This is a genomic window from Myxococcus sp. CA040A, assembly GCF_013336725.1.
Classification (GTDB): domain Bacteria; phylum Myxococcota; class Myxococcia; order Myxococcales; family Myxococcaceae; genus Myxococcus; species Myxococcus llanfairpwllgwyngyllgogerychwyrndrobwllllantysiliogogogochensis.
Genome location: NZ_JABUMR010000008.1, coordinates 275,766 through 293,067, shown reverse-complemented (window position 1 = coordinate 293,067; position 17,302 = coordinate 275,766). Strand labels below are relative to the sequence as shown.

Genomic DNA, 17,302 nt, shown 5'->3' with positions numbered 1-17,302 from the left:
CATGGCCCCGGGCCCCTGGCGCATCGCGGTCCTCCACTATCAGCCGAAGGGCGAGCCGGCGGACGCTGTCATGGGGCAGGTCCGCTCGGCGCTCGAGGAGGGTGGACACGAGACGGTGGCCATTGGCGTGGATGAGAGCGTCTCCGACCTGGTCCGCATGGTGGGCCGCAGTCGCGCCGACCTGGTCTTCAACATCTGCGAGACGTTCGCCGACGACTACCGGCTGGAGGTCAACGTCGCCGCGATGTTGGAGCTGGCGCGGGTGCCCTTCACGGGCTCTGGGACGGCGGGGCTGCTGCTGGCGCAGGACAAGATCCTCACCAAGCAGCTCCTCCAGTACCACGGGGTGCTCACGCCCCGGTTCGCCACCTTCGATGGGGCGTCCTTGCAGACGAGCGGCGATCTGCGCTTCCCGGTGGTGGTGAAGCCGGCCCGCTCGGATGCGTCGCTGGGGCTGGGCGTGGAGAAGGACCTGGAGGGGCTGGCGCGGCGCGTGCGGAGGATTCAAGAGGAGTTCGGTGACGAGGCGCTCGCGGAGGAGTTCATCGAAGGGCGCGAGCTGTACGTGGGCGTGCTGGGCGACCCCACGCGGCCGGAGGTGCTGCCGGTGGTGGAGCTGGACTTCGGCGCGAAGTGGAGCCGCAAGCGGATGAAGATCGCCAACCGCGAGGTGAAGTTCGGCCCGGAGACCGCGGGCAGCCCGAGGCTGGTGCTGCCCACGGATTTGTCGGATGAGCTGCTGGGGCGCGTCTCCCGCGCCGCCATCACCGCGTTCCGGGCGCTCAAGCTGCGCGACTACGCCCGCATCGACTTCAGGCTCTCCAGTGGGACGAAGGACCCCTATCTCCTGGAGGTGAATCCGAATCCCTACCTGGAGGCGCAGTGCGAGGTGGCGCTCGGCGCGCGGGAGCGGGGGCTGTCGTATCCCGCGCTCATCCGTCATATCGCCGACACCGCGATGCAGCGGCAGGTGTCCCCGCGCATGAAGGCCGTGCCCGTGACGGAGGCGCAGTCCGTGCCGCGGGTGTGAGGGGGAATCTCCGGGGGCCAGAGGACGTTGAAGCCGGAGGGGCGAGGCGCTATAGACCTCGCCGTCCGTTGTTCCCAGGGAGGGGACAGCGGGCCCGGACGAGGTGCGCCGTACCCGGTCACGACAAGACGACGCTCATCTCAGGAGTCGTACGTCATGGCGTGGATCATTCTCCTCATCGCGGGGCTGCTCGAGGTGTGCTGGGCCGTGGGCCTCAAGTACACCGAGGGCTTCACCCGTCTTGTCCCCAGCGTCCTCACGGGCGTGGCCATCGTCGCCAGCATGTTCCTGCTGTCCACGGCGGCGAAGACCTTGCCCATCGGCACGGCCTACGCGGTGTGGGTGGGCATCGGAGCGCTCGGCGCGGCGGTGCTGGGCGTGGTGCTCTTCCACGAGCCCATCTCCCCGCTGCGCATCCTCTTCCTGTCCATGCTCCTGGTCGCCATCATCGGACTGAAGGCCACCAGCGGCGCGGGGCACTGAGGTCCGTGCTCACCAGACGTAGCGAAGGATGAGTTCTCCGTAGGACAAGGAGGGCTCGCCGGATTCGAGGCTGCGGCCTCTCTCACCCAGGCCCGGGCGCGGTTCGGCGTTGAAGGTCCTCACCGCGCCCAGGCCGAGCTGGAGGTTGGCTCGGCCGGAGTAGTAGATGCCCAGCGCCGCCGTGCTGTCCTTCAGGGTCCGGTCATCCTGGCCCACCCTCTCCTGGAACCCCGTGCGGAAGACGTACTCGCCCATCACCGCCAGCGGCACCGCCGTCACCGGGTAGATGTCCAGCGTCGCGGCCAGCGAGAGGGAGACGCGAAGCGCGTGGGTGTTCTGCTCGAACCGCCCTCCCGCGACACTGTCGAACGGGCGGCGCGTCTGCCACGCATACTCCGCCGCCCCGGAGGCCTGGAGCGAGAACACCCGTCCGAAAGACTGCGCCACGTAGAGGCCGCCCTTGGCGCTGGATTCCTTCCGGGGCACGAAGAGCAGCTGACCCAGGTCTCCATCGATGATGCCCCCCACCGTTACCGCGGGCGAATCGACGATGGCGTTGATGAGCGGGAGCAGGGTGATCTCCCGACCCCGGTTGTAGCCGTAGTTCGCTCGGAACGAGAGCTGCGTTCCACTCGTATCGCTGCGCAGAATCCGCACGACACCCCCAAGCTGTCCGACGAGGTCGACCGAGGCGCCCGAGGCCAGCAGCCCATCCGCGTTGGAGCCGGTGATGATGGTCGCCCTGCCAAAGCCCGTGAAGCCGAGCCAGTCCGTGACGCCCAGGCTCAGGTCCAGCGTCTGCTGGATACCGGTGAGCAGGACGTCCCGCGGCTCGAGGTCGTTCACCGGGACATCCGGGACGTCATAGCGCGCGAGACCTTCCCGGATGCCCACGTTGGTGGTGACGAACGCACTCCCCTGAAGCATGGGGAAGAGGAACGTGTGGTCCTTGAGCTGGCGAGAGCGCGCGCCGCATGGCTCGGTGCAGGCCTCGTCCTTCTTGGACTCTCCCAGCGCGGGACTCGCGCCGAGGCTCAACAACACTCCCAGACTCAAGATGGCGGTCTTCATCTACGGCAACGTGGGGAACACAGCCACCCAAGACCATTGCCCCGCGCGCCCGGTCTGCGTCGCGGCGAGGACAGCGAACCGACGCCTGACGGCAAGCCCGTTGGTCCACGGACATTGACGCCAACGTTCGTGTGTCTGTCGCTCTCCGTCCGCCAGGCGAGGGGCATCTTCCCGCCGCTATCGGGGAGGATGTGGAATGGAAGTGACTGAGACCTTGCAACGGACCGAGCCCACGCACGCCTGGCGTCCCGACCTGACGCTCGCGCACGAGCAGCTCGCTCCACGGTTGGAGGCGTTCTATCGGGATCTGCACGCGCACCCAGAGCTGTCCATGCAGGAACAGCAGACGGCGGCGAAGGTGGCGAAGTGGCTGCGGCACAGCGGCTATGAAGTGACGGAGGAGGTGGGCCGTCACGGCGTCGTGGGTGTGCTGCGCAACGGCCCGGGGCCCACCGTGCTGCTGCGCGCGGACATGGACGCGCTGCCGGTGGAGGAGAAGACGGGACGCCCGGATGCGAGCCGCGTGCGGGTGAAGGACTCGCACGGCGGCACGGTGCCGGTGATGCACGCGTGCGGACATGACGTCCACATCACCTGTCTGATGGGGGTGGCGGAGCTGCTCGCCCACTCACAGCATCATTGGCGCGGCACGCTGATGATGGTGGCCCAGCCCGCGGAGGAGACGCTCGAGGGCGCGCGGGCGATGCTGCGCGACGGACTCTATGAGCGCTTCGGCAAGCCCGACGTCGCGCTCGCCCAGCACGTGGGCCCGCTCCAGGTGGGAATCGTGGGGCACCATCCGGGCGCCAGCATGATGGCCTCCGCCAACGTGCGGGTGCGCATCTTCGGCAAGGGCGGCCACGGCTCACAGCCACACCTGACGGTGGACCCCGTCGTCATCGCCGCCTACCTGGTGACGAGGCTGCAGACCATCGTCTCCCGCGAGGTGGACATCACCCGCGGCGGCGCGGTGATCTCCGTGGGGAGCCTGCACGCGGGCTCCCGCTCCAACGTGATTCCGGACGAGGCGGTGCTGGAGCTGACGGTGCGCACGCCGACCGATGACCTCCAGGGGCAGCTGCTCGAGGCCATCTCCCGCATGGCGAAGGCGGAGTGCGAAGCGGGGCGCTCCCCCAAGCCACCGGAAATCGAGGTGATGCACCACACGCGGGTGATGGTGAATGACGACTCCTACTTCACCCGGGTTCGCTCCGCGCACGCGGCCTGGTTCGGAGAGGACCGCATCATCGACACCGGCATGCAGAGTGGCAGCGAGGACTTTCCCTACTTCGACGGGCGCGTGTCCGGCGAGAGCCATGGCGCCACGGTGCCGCTCGTCTACTGGTACTTCGGGGGCACGTCCCACGAGGCGTGGAAACGGGCCGCGGGCAAGACGCTCTGGGAGAAGCTCCGGAACCTGCCGCCGAACCACTCCTCCCGCTTCGACCCCTCGGTCGACAGCCTGCGCTTCGGCTGTGAGTCCATGTTGCTGGCGGCCCTTGCCTGCCTGGATGAAGAGCCGAAGAAGGGAGCCGAGCCCCGGGGCCTGCACTGAAAATCACGGGGGCGCTGACTGATGTTTCTACAGGGACGCAAGAAGTCCTGGCGCCAACCGTCCGGTTTTCCTCAAAGGTGGGGTGGCACGCGGCCTGCTCTATGCCACCACCGCCATGAAGTCTCAGCGGAACACCCATCGACCCTACACCGTGGAAATCGCCGCGGCGGCCTGGAGCCAGGTCGCTCGGCTCTCCCAGGAACGCTACCGCGACATCCAAGCCCGGTTGGAGGGCGTGGCGGCCCTGGCGACACCCACGCCGGAGCCGGCCACGTTCCAGGTGGAGGAGCTGACGGTCCACTACGTCGTGGACGCACGGCGCCGGCTGGTGACGCTGCTGGATATCACCCGCGAGCGAAGCGCCTCCGCGAAGGGCGCCTCGCGGCCTCCGACGACGCGCTCCCCGGGGTGAGGGCCTTCGCTCAGAGCGTGCCGTGCCCGGTCGGCGCGGGCGCGGACGCCTCGAGGAAGCCGCGCAGCTCCCTCGCGGTGCGCGCGGCGTCTTCCTCCATGGGGACGTGCCCCAATTCCGGATAGACGATGAGCCGCGCCCCAGGGATGGCCCGGGCGAAGCGCTGGCCGTGCTCCAGCGGAATCCACGCGTCCTTCGCGCCCCAGAGGACGAGCGTGGGCATGCGCAGCTCCCCCAACTGCTTCCAGCGCGCGTCGTCTCCGCCGGCCCGCATCCGCTCGCGAGTGGCGGTCCGGTTGCCTTCTCGCAGCAGGAGCGCGTGGTACTGCTCCACCAGCGCCTCCGTCACGCGCGAGGGTTCTCCGTAGACGGCCCGCAGGTTCCGGTCGATGACCCAGCGCGGGGAGAAGAGTGACAGCACCTCTCCCACGACGGGCGCGCGCATGAGCCGGAAGACGAGCGGCGCGGGCGTGTCGCGCGGAAAACCCGCCGCGTCCACCAGCACCAGCCGCGTCACCCGCTGCGGATGGAGCAGGGCATAGCGCCAGGAGATGGAGCCACCCATGGAGTTGCCTCCCAGGACGAACTGCTCCAACCCCAGGCGCGCGCGAAACGCCTCCACCACCTCCACCATGGCGTCCGCGGTGTATCGCCCCCGCGCGTCCGGCCCGGTGAGTCCGTGCCCTGGAAGGTCCAGGGTGATGACGCGGTAGTTTTCGGACAGCTCACGCACCCAGCCCTCCCAGGTGAAAAGAGAGGCATTGGAGCCATGGAGCAGCAGCAGCGTGGGTCCCTGGCCCTGGTCCCGGTAGTGGATGCGCAACCCATCCACCTCCACGAAGCGCGAAGGCGCTGTCGCGTAGCGCGCCTCCAGCTCCTGGGGAGAAACGTCCAGACGAAGACTGGCCGCGAGAACCCCCGCGAGGAGCACGAGCACGGTGATGAGGACCTTGCGACGAAGCTTCATGGTGCAATTTTCTCCTGGAGCGGCGAGCCGCCGCGAAAGATAGACGGCGAGTCAGGCACCGGCGAGCACGGATTGGGGTGCCGACGGACCCTTGCTTCAATGTGTGTCTTCATGAAACGGCGGGTGGGGTTGCGCCATTGCCAGTCACGCGTCCACAATGGCCGCGCCGCGTTCGCCCTGCATTCCCTCGTGCTCGGATGCGATTCACTCTCTCTCAAAAAATCATCCTCGCGCCGCTCGTCGTGGCGCTGTTCTTCGCCCTGCTTTCGGTGGGGTACACGATTCCGCGCCTCCGCGAGGCCTTCGAGGAGCAAGGCCATTCGATGAGCGCGGCGGTGCCGACGGCGCTCGCCGCGGCGATGGCGGACCTGCTGCGCAATCGCGAACAGGGCGAGGTGCAGCCCACGCTGGACGCGGTGGCGCAGGAGGGCGCGCTGGCGTACGTGGCGCTGGTGGACGCGAAGGGCGCGCTGGTGGGCGTGTCGGGCCGCCACGCGCAGATGTTGCGCGACCACGTCTCCGAGCTGGCCGCGACGAAGGAGGGCACGCCGCTGCGAGCCGAGGACGTGGAGCTGCTGGACATGGCGGCGCCGGTGCCCGGCGGTCTGGGCACCGTGCACGTGGGCTTCAATCGCACGGAGGCCCGGGGCCACATCAATGGCATCGTGGGCAACCTGCGCATCGTGCTGCTGGCCGCGCTGGTGGTGCTGATGGGGTTGGCGTGGGGGATCAGCCGCCGCATCGTCGCGCCGCTCATCGCGCTCACCGGGGCCGTGCGGCGCATCGCCGAGCACGGCGATTTGCGAGAGCCGGTGCATGTCTCGACCCAGGACGAGGTCGGCGACCTGGCGCGCGCGGTGGGGTTGCTGGTGGGCAAGCTGAAGGACCTCTTGCATCAGCTCCACTCGTCGACGGAGCTGCTCAGCGACTCGGTGATGGGGTTGAACGAGTCCGCGACCGAGCAGAACCAGATGGTCACCCGACAGGCCGCCGCGCTCCAGGAGACGCAGGTGACGGCGCAGGAGATCCGCCAGACGGCGTTGCTGGCCTCCAGCTCCGCGCAGTCCGTCATCGAGGTCGCCGAACGCGCGGAGGCGCTGGGGAAGTCTGGCGAGGACGCCGTCTCCGCGAGCATTGAAGGCATGGTGGACCTGCGCTCCCAGGTGGAGCAGATCACCCTGCGCATCATGTCGCTGAGCGAGCGCACGCAGCAGATTGGCGGAATCACCGAGACGGTGAAGGACCTGGCGGACCAGTCGCACCTGCTGGCGGTGAACGCGGCCATCGAGGCGGCGCGCTCGGGCGAGCATGGCAAGGGCTTCGCGGTGGTGGCGCGGGAGATTCGCGCCCTGGCGGACCAGTCCATCCGCGCGACGAACCAGGTGCGGAAGATCCTCTCCGACATCGGCGAGGCCATCGCCGGCACGGTGCAGATCACCGCCGAGGGAACCCAGCGGATGGAGGCGGGGCTGACGCAGGCGCGCGCATCCGGAGACACGCTGCGACAGCTCAGCACCATCGTCCAGGACAGCACCGCCGCCGCGCGGCAGATTGCGCAGACGGTGAGCCAGCAGGCCACGGGCATCGAGCAGATCTTCACCGCCGTCAACGAGCTGAACTCGCTGATGGGGGATACCGTGACGCGCATCTCCGCCACCAATGAATCCGCGGTGTCCCTGAAGCTGCTCTCCGAGCGTGTGGCCGAGGTGGTGCGGGCCTATCGCGTCTGAGCAGCGACGGGTGCGAGGCACGAGGCTCAGCCCGGGCGGTGACTCCCGGTGCTCGGCGGGGCCAGCACGCGGGAGGCGCGTGTTCGAGGCAACAGCCGGGACACGAGCGCGCTCATCGACGTCACGGGGTGGGCGCCGGGCTCGGGGAGGCGCGCTGCGAGCAGGCCCGCGGCGAGCCGGGCCACCGAGGACACGACGAAGAGGACGTGCAGGTTCACCCAGGGCTTGCCGCCGAGGATGAACGTCTCGGGCAGGGCGGAGGCGATGGCGCCTCCCAGCGCGGCGGCGACGGAGTAGGCCAGTCCTCCGGCCGTGGCGAAGGCGGCGAGATAGAAGGGCCGACCCTTGCGCGGCGCGACGCTGAGCGGCAGGGCGAAGATGGCCAGGCCGTGGCCGCTCCACAGCGCGCCCGCGAGCAGCACGTCGAAGAGCAGGGGCCACAGCGTCCCCGCCGAGGGCAGCAGCCACAGCGCGGGGATGACGCCGATGCCCAGCGAGCACGCCATCAGCACGGGCTGCGCGCCGACCTTGTCGATCATCTTCCCCCACAGCGGCGCGGTGAGGATGCGCACCCCCGCGACGGCCGCGGCGTGCAGCGCCATGATGACGAAGGTCATCTTGAGGTTCTGGAGGCTGTGCAGCGCGAAGAATGGCGCGGACACTCCCACCGCCGCGTTCCAGGCGACCTGGTAGGTCAGCACGCGCCGCGCCAGCGGGTCCTTCAGCGGCACCAGCGCGCCCTTGAGCTCCAGTCGGGGCGTGGTGCCCGGCGGCGCGGGGTCATGCTGGCTGGCCATGAGCAGCGTCGTCACCACGCCCATGACACAGGCGCCGAGCGCCAGCAGGGGCAGTGCCACGCCCAGGCCCTCGCTGGGCCGCAGGCGGTCCATCAACAGGCCCGCGCAGAGCGAGGCCAGGGTGCCCGCCAGGGTGGTGAGCGCGGTGCGCCGTCCGAAGAAGCGTCCCCGCACCGCGCGAGGCACCAGCTCCCCCATCCACGCCACCCACGCGTTGTTGCCCACCACGCCCAGCAGCGCGGACGCCCCGGCCACCACGAGCAGCACGTGCTGCCGCGCCGCGAGCTCCAGCTCCAGCCAGGGGAGAATCGCCAGCGGGAACATCACCAGCCGCGACAGGCACACCGCCGTCAGGGCCACGCGCCGGTGACCGAACGCGGACGTCAGCCACGCCGCCGGGAACTGCACGAACTGGGCAAGAAAGGGCAGGGCGGTCATCACGCCCACCAGCAGGGGCCCCAGCTTCAAGGCGATGGCCCACGCCGTCAGCACGGTGGCACCCGCGCACGCGGTGAAGACCTCCGTGAACATGCCCTCCACCACGGAGGCGCCCAGCGTCGCGCGCAACCTTCGAGCGGGGGTGTGCGAGAGGCCGTCCGGACTGTCCGCCGGGGGCGCGCCCATGAGCGGCGCGGCCGACCCGGGCAGTGACGAGCCCGGCCGGAAGAGGGGAACGCCGGAGGCGAGCGAGGCGAAGCTGCTCAGGACGTAGCGACGAAAGGCAGCGGGGGGGCTCAACGCGGTCCTTGCAACGAGGGAGCGGGGGCCCTCCGTCTGTCGCACGGCTCGGCCAGGCGCCTCAATCCGACCCCGTCTCCCCCTGGGTCGCCCGCTCGGACCCCAAGCGACTTCAGCCGCCTGCCCCCCTGGCCGGAGGGGACGCTGGAATCAGGTGCAGTTCAAGCGGTCTTGAACTATATGAACGTCCGAGGAGAACGGCGCACATGGAACTGGCTCGGGAGCTCACGGACTTTCTGGCGGCGGTGGAGCAGCGGCTCAACGGCATGCTGGTGGATGGCAACGCCGGTCCCGACGTGAAGGGCGACACGCTGATGGAAGCGGCCCGGCACCTGTGCGTGGGCACGGGTGGCAAGCGCGCGCGTCCCATGCTGGTGCGGCTGTTCGGCGGCGCGGTGGGTGTCGCGCCGGAGCGGCTGGTGGACGTGGCGGTCGCCGCGGAGCTCATCCATTCGGCCAGCCTGCTGCATGACGACGTGGTGGACGCGGGCATGTTCCGCCGGGGCCGCCCGACGGTGAACGCGCGCTGGGGCAACATCGTGGCGGTGATGAGCGGAGACCTCATCCTGTCCACCGGCCTGCACCACCTGGCGCAGCTCGACTCCCGGCTGACCTTGTCCGCGCTGTCGGTCGTCTCCGAGATGACCCGCGCGGCCATCGCGGAGGTGGAGGCGCGCGGCGACCTGGACCTGCCGCTCAACCGGCTGCGCTTCATCGCCGAGGGCAAGACGGGCTCGCTGTTCGGCTGGTGCGGACACGCGGCGGCGACGCTGGCCAACCTGCCGGAGGCGGTGGACCGCTTCGACGGGTTCGGCCGTCACCTGGGCGTGGCGTTCCAGATCGCCGACGACATCCGCGACATCCTGGGCACGGACGTGGGCAAGCCGCGGTACGCGGACGTGCACTCGCGCACGCCGTCGATGCCCATCCTGCTGGCGGTGGCCAAGGACGAGAGCCTGCGTCGCAAGCTGAAGGACGCGTGGGCCTTCTCCACGATCACTCCCGACCGGACGAAGGAGATTGGCTCGGCGATCGAGGCCACCGGCGCGGTGGAGGCGTCCATGGCGCGGATGAACGTGGAGATTGAAGCGGCGCTGGACAAGCTGGGCCACTTCGCCCACGAGCCCGCGGGCGCGGAGCTGGTGGGTTGGGCGCGCAAGCTGTCGGCGGGAATCGCCGAGCAAGTCCAGGGGCGGGCCGCATGAAGGGCTACCTGTGGACGGGGGGACACGGGAGCCCGGGCAGCCCAGACGCGCCGGTCATCGAGGGCCGGCTGGCGCCGTGGGAAGCCATCGCGGTGGACGCGGTGGGCAATGTCATCGAGTTCTGGGGTTTCAAGCGCAACCAGGGCCGGGTGTGGGCGCTCTTGTACCTGCGGGGCGAGCCTCTGACAGCGGGCGAAATCGAGCGCGAGCTCGACTTGTCCAAGGGTGGCGTCTCCATGCTGCTCCGAGACCTGGAGCGCTGGGGTGTCATCCAGCGGGTGCGGCTGCCGCAGGACACCGTCTGGCGCTACGGCGCGGAGACGGACCTGGTGCGGATGGTCCGGCACGTCATCGAGGAGCGCGAGGCGGGCTTCGTGGCGCGCATCCGCGCGGACCTCTCCGAGGCACGGCGACTGGCGGAGATGGCGGGCGAAGTTCCGAGCGAGCGGCTGGAGCGGCTGGAGAAGATGGCCACGCTGGCCGAGCACGTGGAGCGGGCGCTGCGGTTGTTCATCAAGACGTCGCGGCTGGACGTGTCCGGGGTGTTGGCGGTGTTCCGGGACGGCGCGTCGCGCCGGAACGAGCGGTAGAGGGGACACACATGGATTCGCATTACGACCAGGTGATGAAGGCCCGCGAGGGCGCGGACCCGAACGCGAAGCGGCTGTACTTCGCGTATTCGACCATCCTGGACCGGGCCGCGTTCGACGAGTGGAAGCAGCAGCACTCGTACGGGTTCTTCGAGCTGCCGGAAGGGCGGCTGGCGGAGGCGGTGGACGTGGACCTGGTCTACGACTTCCCGTCGCGCTGGTGGGGCGGCCGGGTGGCGGGGCTGGCGGATGCGACGGGAGGCCAGGTGTTCGGGCGCCTGTTCGAGATTCGCGGCCAGGACTGGCCCATCGTCCAGCACAAGGAAGGCTTCGTGACGGGCATGTGCGTCGAGCGCGCGGTGAAGGTGCTCGTGGACGGGCAGGAGGTGGAGGCCACGGCCTTCGTCACCAACCCGAGGCGTGCCGCGCAGGACGGCCCGGTGAGCCCTCGCTTCGTGGAGGCCCTGGTGCGGGGCGCGCAGGCGGCCGGGCTCCCGGCGGACTACGTGGAGCGGCTGAAGCGCGGCGGGGCCTGACGGCGGCCGGACGCGAGGGGAGGCGGGGCACCGTGCCATTCCGGGCGGCGGTGCCTAGGTTCTTCCCGCGTCCATGTTCTTCTTCTTCTCGAACCGACTGGGCTGTCTGGGCAGCATCCTCGTTTCCGTGGTGCTGAGCGCGCTGCTGTACTTCCTCTTCATGCGCGCTTGAGCTCGCCAGACGCTCGCCAATCGCCAGGGGCTGGTGAAGGCCAGGCGGTCACGGTTTTCCGCGCCAGAGGTCGTCCTCGTCCTCGTTCTCGAGCGGGTGGACGGTGACCATCGTTCCATCCTTGTCCGGGGTGCTCCGGGTGGCCTCGGATTCAGCCGGGGTGTGTGGCGCACGCTCGGAGAAGCTGTCGCCCTGAAGCTGCCGCTGGCGTTGCTCGCTGGTGCCGCCATATCCCTCGGCGATCTTCTTTCGGGCCATCGTGCGTTCCTCTCGCTGGGGTGTCGTCCCATACGCTGGGGGCGACCAAGCGGGTCCGCAATGCATGGCCGCGTCATGGCGCCTGCCCTGGCTCGGGTGGCCTGGAGGGGGACCGGGCGCCGGGCCTCGCCGCTCAGATCACGCTCCGATCTCAAGACCCATGCCTACATGAACACGTGGACAGTGGTTTCCAGCCCCTGGCTCCGCCCGGATTGTCGAGGAATCATCAGGAGTTGAGGTCTCCTTGGCGTGAAATCGGGAGCTTGCGGAGACCTGAACATATCAACAGTGGGTCCGAAGTTCCTCCGCAAGCCGAAGCCAGCCGATCACGTCATGATCGGCGGCACTAAAATTCTCGTGCCTACATGCTCTGATGATCAGTGGTTTTCGCCCCACTGCTCAGGCCTTTCACGCCCAAGCGAGGGCTCGGTCGAATGGCTGTGCCTACATGCCTGGATGTTCAGGTATTTCCCAGGGCCGCCACGCTCGACGCCATGAAACAAAAAGTCAATCACAGGCACGTCGCGCGTGTCTGTGATTGACTTGTTTGCAATTGGATGTCTGTCTTTATCCCGGCGTGAACCACAAGACAGACAGCGGGGGCAGGGTGAGCAACGCGGAAGCCGGCTGTCCATCCCAGCCCGTGGCCTCCGTGTGGAGCTGCCCCATGTTGCCCGTGTTGGAGCCGCCGTACTCGCCCGCGTCGGAGTTGAGCACCTCGACGTAGTTGGCCTGGAGTGGGAAGCCGACGCGGTATTTCTCGCGCACGGTGGGGGACAGGTTGGCCACGCACACCACGTGACGGCCGGGCTGTCGCGAGCGGCGGACGAAGGCGAGCACGTTCGACGACGCCGAGTCCGGCTGGAGCCACTGGAAGCCCACGGGCTCGCTGTCCGCGTCGTACAGCGCCGGCAGCTCCTTGTAGATGCGGTTCAGCCTCGCGACGAGGCGCTGGATGCCCTGGTGCCCCGGGTCCTGCGTCAGGTGCCAGTCCAGGCTCTTGTCGTGGTTCCACTCGGCCGGCTGGCCGAACTCGCCGCCCATGAAGAGCAGCTTCTTGCCCGGGTGCGCCCACATCCACGCGAACAACGAGCGCAGGTTGGCGCGCTTCTGCCACGGGTCTCCCGGCATGCGCCCGTACAGGCTGCCCTTGCCGTGCACCACCTCGTCATGGCTCAGCGGCAACATGAAGTGCTCGCTGAAGGCGTACAGCAGGCCGAACGTCAGCTGGTTGTGGTGGTACTGCCGGTAGATGGGGTCCTTGGAGAAGTACGACAGCGTGTCGTGCATCCACCCCATGTTCCACTTGAAGTGGAAGCCCAGTCCGCCCTCGCTGACGGGGGAGGAGACCTTGGGCCACGCGGTGGACTCCTCGGCGATGACCACGACGCCCGGGTGCTTGCGGCGCACGGTGTCGTTGAGCTCGCGCAGGAACTGGATGGCCTCTTCGTTCTCCCGGCCGCCCCAGCGGTTGGGGATCCACTCGCCCTGCTTGCGGCTGTAGTCGAGGTAGAGCATCGAGGCCACCGCGTCCACGCGCAGACCATCGATGTGGTACTCCTCAATCCAGAACAGCGCGTTGGCGATGAGGAAGTTGCGGACCTCGTTGCGGCCGAAGTTGAAGACCAGCGTGCCCCAGTCCGGCTGCGCGCCCTTGCGCGGATCCGCGTGCTCGTACAGCGCCGTGCCGTCGAACTCGCCCAACGCGTGCGCGTCCCGGGGGAAGTGGCCGGGCACCCAGTCGACGATGACGCCGATGCCCTCCTGGTGCAGGTGGTCCACCATGAAGCGGAAGTCGTCGGGGTGGCCGAAGCGCGCGGTGGGCGCGTAGTAGCCACTGACCTGGTAGCCCCATGAGCCACCGTAGGGATGCTCCGACACGGGCAGCAGCTCCACGTGCGTGAAGCCCATGTGCTTGACGTACTCGGCCAGCGCGGGCGCCAGCTCCCGGTACGTCATGGGGCGGTCCCCGTCCTCCACCACCCGGCGCCAACTGCCCAGGTGGACCTCGTAGACGCTCCACGGCTGGTGCGCGACGTCGGACTTCTGGGTGCGCGACTCCAACCACGCGCCATCTCCCCACCCGTACCGTCCCAGGTCATGCACCACGGACGCGGTGGCCGGAGGCACCTCGGCGCGGAAGGCGAACGGGTCCGACTTCAGCACGCGCGGCCCACCCTGGCCGGGGCGAATCTCGAACTTGTAGCGCGCGCCTTCTCCGACCTCCGGTACGAACAGCTCCCAGATGCCCGACGCGCCCATGCGCCGCATCGAGTGCAGCCGTCCATCCCAGCTGTTGAAGTCACCGACGACGGAGACGCCCGCCGCCGTGGGTGCCCACACCGCGAAGGACACGCCGCGCGTGCCGTTGTGGTGGATGAGGTGCGCGCCCATGCGCTCCCAGAGCCGCTCGTGGCGCCCCTCACCGGCGTAGTACAGGTCCATCTCCCCCAGCGTGGGAAGGAAGCTGTACGAGTCCCGCAGGGTGAAGACGCGCTTGCCGGGGTACTCCACCTCCAGCAGATAGCCGAAGGTCTTGTCGCGTCCGTTGACGCGGGCCTCGAAGACGCCGTCCTGACGGTGCGTCATCGGGACACGGCCTCCGAACTCCGGGAGGACGTGGATGGCCACGGCGTCCGGGCGGAAGGCGCGAATCACCACGCCGTCGCCGTCCGGGTGGATGCCCAGCACGGAGTGGGGCTCCGGGTGCCGCAGCTCCACCACGCGCCGAAGCTCCGCGTCGACCTGTGCCTTGTCCGCCGGCTTCCTCACTGGGCCTCCTCCATCCTCAAGAGGGCCTCGACGGGGATGCGCACCCAGTCAGGCCGGTTCTGCATCTCATACCTCACTTCGTACAGGAGCTTCTCCAGCTCGAACGCACGCAACATCGTCTCGAATGCCGCCGTGTCCGTGGGCAGGAAGGTCGCTCCCTGGGTCGCCTTGCGATAACCCTCCAGGAATGCCTCCCGGCTGGGGCCCACGCGTCCTCGCGGCGCGCCTCCCTCCAGCGCCACCGTGGCCTCCGCGTAGTCGAACGAGCGGAGCATCCCCGCCACGTCCCGCAGCGGGCTGTACTTCTCGCGCCGCGACGTGAAGCTGCGCGCCGGCTCCCCCTCGAAGTCGAAGATGAGCCACTGCTCGTTGGCCCGCAGCACCTGACCCAGGTGCAAATCCCCGTGGATGCGAATCTTCTGTCCGGAGGGCGCCACGTGGGCCAGCCGCCTCGCGTACTCGATGAGGCCCTCGCGGCGCCCCTCCAGGTCCGGGTGCAGCCGGCCCGCCTCGGCCAGCGTCACGCCCAGCTCTCCGACGATGGACGCGCTCCAGCGCTGCAGGTCCTCCTGGAGCAACGGCTCCGGAGCGAAGGCCGCGTCGTCCATGGGCGCCGAGCCGAAGGCCTGGTGCAGGTCTCCCAGCCGCCCGCCCAGCTCCTCCATCTCGCTGAGAAAGCGCTCGCCCAGGGGACGCTCCTGGCGCAGCCGGTCCAACGTGTACTTCCACCCATCCACCGCGTCGGGGACGAAGCGATGTGCCAGCGCGAGCGTGGCGCTGGCGGCGCCCTCCAATCGCAGCGCCCCCAGCAGCGCGGGCGTGGCCCGGAATGTCGTCCGCGTGGCGAGGAAGCGCCCGACCTCGTGCTCCGGGTTCACCCCCGCCTCCAGCTTGCGGATGACCTTCACGATGACCTTCTCACCCAGCACGATGGAGGTGTTGCTCTGCTCGACCATCAGCCGGCGCACCGCGAGCGGGGAGGGGAGGCCCAGCAGGCCCTCCGGCCCTCCAATCCATTCCCCCACCACGCGGCCCGACGCGGAGGGGAGCTGGGCGCCGTCGCGGATGAGGTCGAACAGGGCGCGCAGACAGCCATCATCCTCCAGCGCGTCCTTGACGCCCTCCGCCGACGGCTTCACCGGCAGGAGATAGCGCTCGGGTTGGCCCAGCTCGTAGACGACCTCCACCACGGCGAGCGACAGACTGCACGGCGTGGCATCCAGGTTCGCGTGGTCCACCACGCTGACCTGCTTGATGGGCCAGGCCTTGCCGGCGAACCATCTCTGGCTCTTGAGGTACTCCGGCAGCTTCGTCAGGTCCAAGGTCGTCATGCGCGGCTTCCTCCTCCCGGCAGCGGCTGGTCCAGCCGAAACCACAAGAACATGTAGGGGCCCATCGACAGCTGGTAGGGCAGGTCGCTGATCCGCGGGAAGGGCGTCTCGCCAATCATCTCCACGGGCACCTTGCCTTCCCAGTCACGCAGGTCCATCACGGCGGGCTGCGCGAAGCGCGACAGGTTGCACACCACCAGCACCGTCTGGCCTTCCCACTCCCGCACGAAGGCCATCACCTTGCGGTTCTCCATGGGCAAAAAGCGCAGCGTCCCCAGGGAGAACACGGGGTAGCGCTGGCGGATGCGAATCATCCGCTTCACCCAGTGCAGGAGGCTGGACTTCACCCGCTCCTGCGCCTCCACGTTGATGGACTGGTAGCCATAGACGGGGTCCGCGATGACGGGCGCGTACAGGCGCGCGTAGTCCGCCCGGCTGAAGCCCGCGTTGCGGTCTCCCGTCCACTGCATGGGCGTGCGCACGCCGTTGCGGTCGCCCAGGTAGATGTTGTCCCCCATGCCAATCTCATCGCCGTAGTAGAGGACCGGCGTGCCGGGCAGGGTGAACAGCAGGCTGTGCATCAGCTCGATGCGCCGGCGCCCGTTGTCCATCAGCGGCGCGAGCCTGCGGCGGATGCCCAGGTTGATGCGCATCCGAGGGTCCGTGGCGTACTCCCGGTACATGTAGTCCCGGTCCTCGTCCGTCACCATCTCCAGCGTCAGCTCGTCGTGGTTGCGCAGGAAGAGGGCCCACTGACACGACTCCGGGATGTCCGGCGTCTGCTGCATGATTTCGACGATGGGCGTGCGGTCCTCGCGGCGGATGGCCATGAACAGGCGCGGCATCACCGGGAAGTGGAAGCCCATGTTGAACTCGTCGCCGTCGCCGAAATAGACGCGCACGTCGGCGGGCCACTGGTTGGCCTCCGCGAGCAGCATCTTCCCGGGGTACTCGGCGTCGATGGTCTTCCGCAGGCGCTTGAGGAAGGCGTGCGTCTCCGGAAGGTTCTCGCAGTTGGTGCCCTCGCGCTCGAACAGGTAGGGCACCGCGTCGCAGCGGAAGCCGTCCACGCCCATGTTGAGCCAGAAGCGCATCGCGTCCAGCATCGCTTCCTGCACCTGAGGATTGTCGTAGTTCAGGTCCGGCTGGTGGCTGAAGAAGCGGTGCCAGAAGTACTGCTTGGCCACCGGATCCCACGTCCAGTTGGAGCGCTCGGTGTCCGTGAAGATGATGCGTGCGCCCTTGTACTTCTCGTCCGTGTCGCTCCAGACGTACCAGTCGCGCTTGGGGCTCTTCGGGTCGCTGCGCGCCTCCTGGAACCAGGGGTGCTGGTCGCTGGTGTGGTTGACCACCAGCTCGGTGATGATGCGGATGCCGCGCTTGTGCGCCTCCTCCACCATCCGCTGGAAGTCGGCGAGCGTGCCGTAGTCCGGGTGGACGCCGTAGTAGTCCGCGATGTCGTAGCCGTCATCGCGCAGCGGAGAAGGGTAGTGGGGGAGGATCCACAGGCAGTCGATGCCCAGGTCCTGGAGGTACGGGAGCTTCTCGATGAGGCCCGGGATGTCGCCATGCCCGTCGCCGTTGGAGTCGTGGAATGCTCGGAGGTGCAGCTCGTAGATGAGGGCCTTCTTGTACCAGAGGGGATCCAGGTCCAT

At 68.7% G+C, this 17,302-nt stretch carries 15 protein-coding genes and 1 riboswitch; of the genes, 8 read left to right on the top strand and 7 right to left on the bottom strand.

All coding sequences use genetic code 11. The features are described from left to right. The first annotated feature begins 1 nt into the window (after nucleotide 1). Both HUA75_RS34080 and sugE read left to right on the top strand, forming a co-directional pair. Nucleotides 2–1,030 (top strand): ATP-grasp domain-containing protein, encoded by a 1,029-nt coding sequence (locus HUA75_RS34080; protein ID WP_174488752.1) that lies wholly within the window; start codon nucleotides 2–4, stop codon nucleotides 1,028–1,030. A 68-nt stretch (nucleotides 1,031–1,098) separates the two neighbouring features. Continuing rightward, nucleotides 1,099–1,168: riboswitch (guanidine-III (ykkC-III) riboswitch) on the top strand. Between the two features lie 18 nt (nucleotides 1,169–1,186). After that, on the top strand, nucleotides 1,187–1,513 hold the full coding sequence (sugE, locus tag HUA75_RS34075; RefSeq protein WP_141642317.1) for a quaternary ammonium compound efflux SMR transporter SugE: 327 nt from the start codon (nucleotides 1,187–1,189) through the stop codon (nucleotides 1,511–1,513). Nucleotides 1,514–1,522: 9 nt separating this feature from the next. Here sugE and HUA75_RS34070 read toward each other — a convergent pair whose 3' ends face one another. Beyond that, a complete protein-coding gene (locus HUA75_RS34070) occupies nucleotides 1,523–2,584 on the bottom strand; it encodes a hypothetical protein (RefSeq protein WP_141642320.1) in 1,062 nt (353 codons plus the stop codon). 196 nt (nucleotides 2,585–2,780) lie between these two features. On the opposite strand from HUA75_RS34070, the gene HUA75_RS34065 reads away from it, so the two are divergent. Next, nucleotides 2,781–4,139: an amidohydrolase gene (locus HUA75_RS34065; protein WP_174462188.1), complete on the top strand. Its 1,359-nt coding sequence runs from the start codon at nucleotides 2,781–2,783 to the stop codon at nucleotides 4,137–4,139. An 82-nt stretch (nucleotides 4,140–4,221) separates the two neighbouring features. Then, nucleotides 4,222–4,551 carry a hypothetical protein gene (locus HUA75_RS34060; RefSeq protein WP_174465178.1) on the top strand — a complete coding sequence of 110 codons (330 nt, stop codon included), beginning with the start codon at nucleotides 4,222–4,224 and terminating at the stop codon, nucleotides 4,549–4,551. 10 nt (nucleotides 4,552–4,561) lie between these two features. On the opposite strand, the gene HUA75_RS34055 is transcribed toward HUA75_RS34060, so the two are convergent. Continuing rightward, complete coding sequence (locus HUA75_RS34055; protein ID WP_141642323.1) at nucleotides 4,562–5,518, bottom strand: alpha/beta fold hydrolase; 957 nt, start codon at nucleotides 5,516–5,518, stop codon at nucleotides 4,562–4,564. Between the two features lie 197 nt (nucleotides 5,519–5,715). Here HUA75_RS34055 and HUA75_RS34050 point away from each other — a divergent pair, with 197 nt between their 5' ends. Beyond that, nucleotides 5,716–7,248 carry a methyl-accepting chemotaxis protein gene (locus HUA75_RS34050; protein WP_174488751.1) on the top strand — a complete coding sequence of 511 codons (1,533 nt, stop codon included), beginning with the start codon at nucleotides 5,716–5,718 and terminating at the stop codon, nucleotides 7,246–7,248. A 26-nt stretch (nucleotides 7,249–7,274) separates the two neighbouring features. Here the strand turns inward: HUA75_RS34050 and HUA75_RS34045 are convergent, their stop codons facing one another. After that, nucleotides 7,275–8,669 carry an MFS transporter gene (locus tag HUA75_RS34045; RefSeq protein ID WP_371746265.1) on the bottom strand — a complete coding sequence of 465 codons (1,395 nt, stop codon included), beginning with the start codon at nucleotides 8,667–8,669 and terminating at the stop codon, nucleotides 7,275–7,277. A gap of 320 nt (nucleotides 8,670–8,989) precedes the next feature. Between HUA75_RS34045 and HUA75_RS34040 the strand changes: the two genes are divergently transcribed. From HUA75_RS34040 to HUA75_RS34030, 3 genes are read left to right on the top strand one after another with little or no spacing between them, the layout of a single operon-like run. Next, entirely contained in the window at nucleotides 8,990–9,988 is a 999-nt protein-coding gene (locus HUA75_RS34040; protein ID WP_141642326.1) for a polyprenyl synthetase family protein, read from the top strand. After that, nucleotides 9,985–10,578, top strand: coding sequence for a GbsR/MarR family transcriptional regulator (locus HUA75_RS34035; RefSeq protein WP_141642327.1), 594 nt, complete (start codon nucleotides 9,985–9,987; stop codon nucleotides 10,576–10,578). The genes HUA75_RS34040 and HUA75_RS34035 overlap by 4 nt, the downstream gene beginning before the upstream one ends. Nucleotides 10,579–10,589: 11 nt before the next feature. Then, nucleotides 10,590–11,114: a gamma-glutamylcyclotransferase gene (locus HUA75_RS34030; protein WP_141642328.1), complete on the top strand. Its 525-nt coding sequence runs from the start codon at nucleotides 10,590–10,592 to the stop codon at nucleotides 11,112–11,114. 220 nt (nucleotides 11,115–11,334) lie between these two features. Here the strand turns inward: HUA75_RS34030 and HUA75_RS34025 are convergent, their stop codons facing one another. The 4 genes from HUA75_RS34025 to treS all read right to left on the bottom strand — a co-directional run bounded on the left by HUA75_RS34025 (nucleotide 11,335) and on the right by treS (nucleotide 17,302). Then, nucleotides 11,335–11,544 (bottom strand): hypothetical protein, encoded by a 210-nt coding sequence (locus HUA75_RS34025; RefSeq protein WP_141642329.1) that lies wholly within the window; start codon nucleotides 11,542–11,544, stop codon nucleotides 11,335–11,337. Nucleotides 11,545–12,111: 567 nt separating this feature from the next. Further along, a complete protein-coding gene (gene glgB / locus HUA75_RS34020; protein WP_174462190.1) occupies nucleotides 12,112–14,316 on the bottom strand; it encodes a 1,4-alpha-glucan branching protein GlgB in 2,205 nt (734 codons plus the stop codon). Next, entirely contained in the window at nucleotides 14,313–15,647 is a 1,335-nt protein-coding gene (locus tag HUA75_RS34015; RefSeq protein ID WP_174488749.1) for a phosphotransferase, read from the bottom strand. The genes glgB and HUA75_RS34015 overlap by 4 nt, the downstream gene beginning before the upstream one ends. Continuing rightward, on the bottom strand, nucleotides 15,644–17,302 hold the full coding sequence (gene treS, locus HUA75_RS34010) for a maltose alpha-D-glucosyltransferase (RefSeq protein WP_174455453.1): 1,659 nt from the start codon (nucleotides 17,300–17,302) through the stop codon (nucleotides 15,644–15,646). Before treS ends, HUA75_RS34015 begins: the two co-directional genes overlap by 4 nt.

Excerpts from the sequence above, each read along its gene's own strand:
- treS (WP_174455453.1), bottom strand. The coding sequence starts at position 17,302 with ATGGACCTGGATCCCCTCTGGTACAAGAAGGCCCTCATCTACGAGCTG.
- HUA75_RS34080 (WP_174488752.1), top strand. The coding sequence starts at position 2 with ATGGCCCCGGGCCCCTGGCGCATCGCGGTCCTCCACTATCAGCCGAAG.
- HUA75_RS34035 (WP_141642327.1), top strand. The coding sequence starts at position 9,985 with ATGAAGGGCTACCTGTGGACGGGGGGACACGGGAGCCCGGGCAGCCCA.
- HUA75_RS34070 (WP_141642320.1), bottom strand. The coding sequence starts at position 2,584 with ATGAAGACCGCCATCTTGAGTCTGGGAGTGTTGTTGAGCCTCGGCGCG.
- HUA75_RS34050 (WP_174488751.1), top strand. The coding sequence starts at position 5,716 with ATGCGATTCACTCTCTCTCAAAAAATCATCCTCGCGCCGCTCGTCGTG.
- HUA75_RS34025 (WP_141642329.1), bottom strand. The coding sequence starts at position 11,544 with ATGGCCCGAAAGAAGATCGCCGAGGGATATGGCGGCACCAGCGAGCAA.
- HUA75_RS34055 (WP_141642323.1), bottom strand. The coding sequence starts at position 5,518 with ATGAAGCTTCGTCGCAAGGTCCTCATCACCGTGCTCGTGCTCCTCGCG.
- HUA75_RS34040 (WP_141642326.1), top strand. The coding sequence starts at position 8,990 with ATGGAACTGGCTCGGGAGCTCACGGACTTTCTGGCGGCGGTGGAGCAG.
- HUA75_RS34030 (WP_141642328.1), top strand. The coding sequence starts at position 10,590 with ATGGATTCGCATTACGACCAGGTGATGAAGGCCCGCGAGGGCGCGGAC.
- HUA75_RS34015 (WP_174488749.1), bottom strand. The coding sequence starts at position 15,647 with ATGACGACCTTGGACCTGACGAAGCTGCCGGAGTACCTCAAGAGCCAG.
- HUA75_RS34045 (WP_371746265.1), bottom strand. The coding sequence starts at position 8,669 with ATGGGCGCGCCCCCGGCGGACAGTCCGGACGGCCTCTCGCACACCCCC.
- sugE (WP_141642317.1), top strand. The coding sequence starts at position 1,187 with ATGGCGTGGATCATTCTCCTCATCGCGGGGCTGCTCGAGGTGTGCTGG.
- HUA75_RS34065 (WP_174462188.1), top strand. The coding sequence starts at position 2,781 with ATGGAAGTGACTGAGACCTTGCAACGGACCGAGCCCACGCACGCCTGG.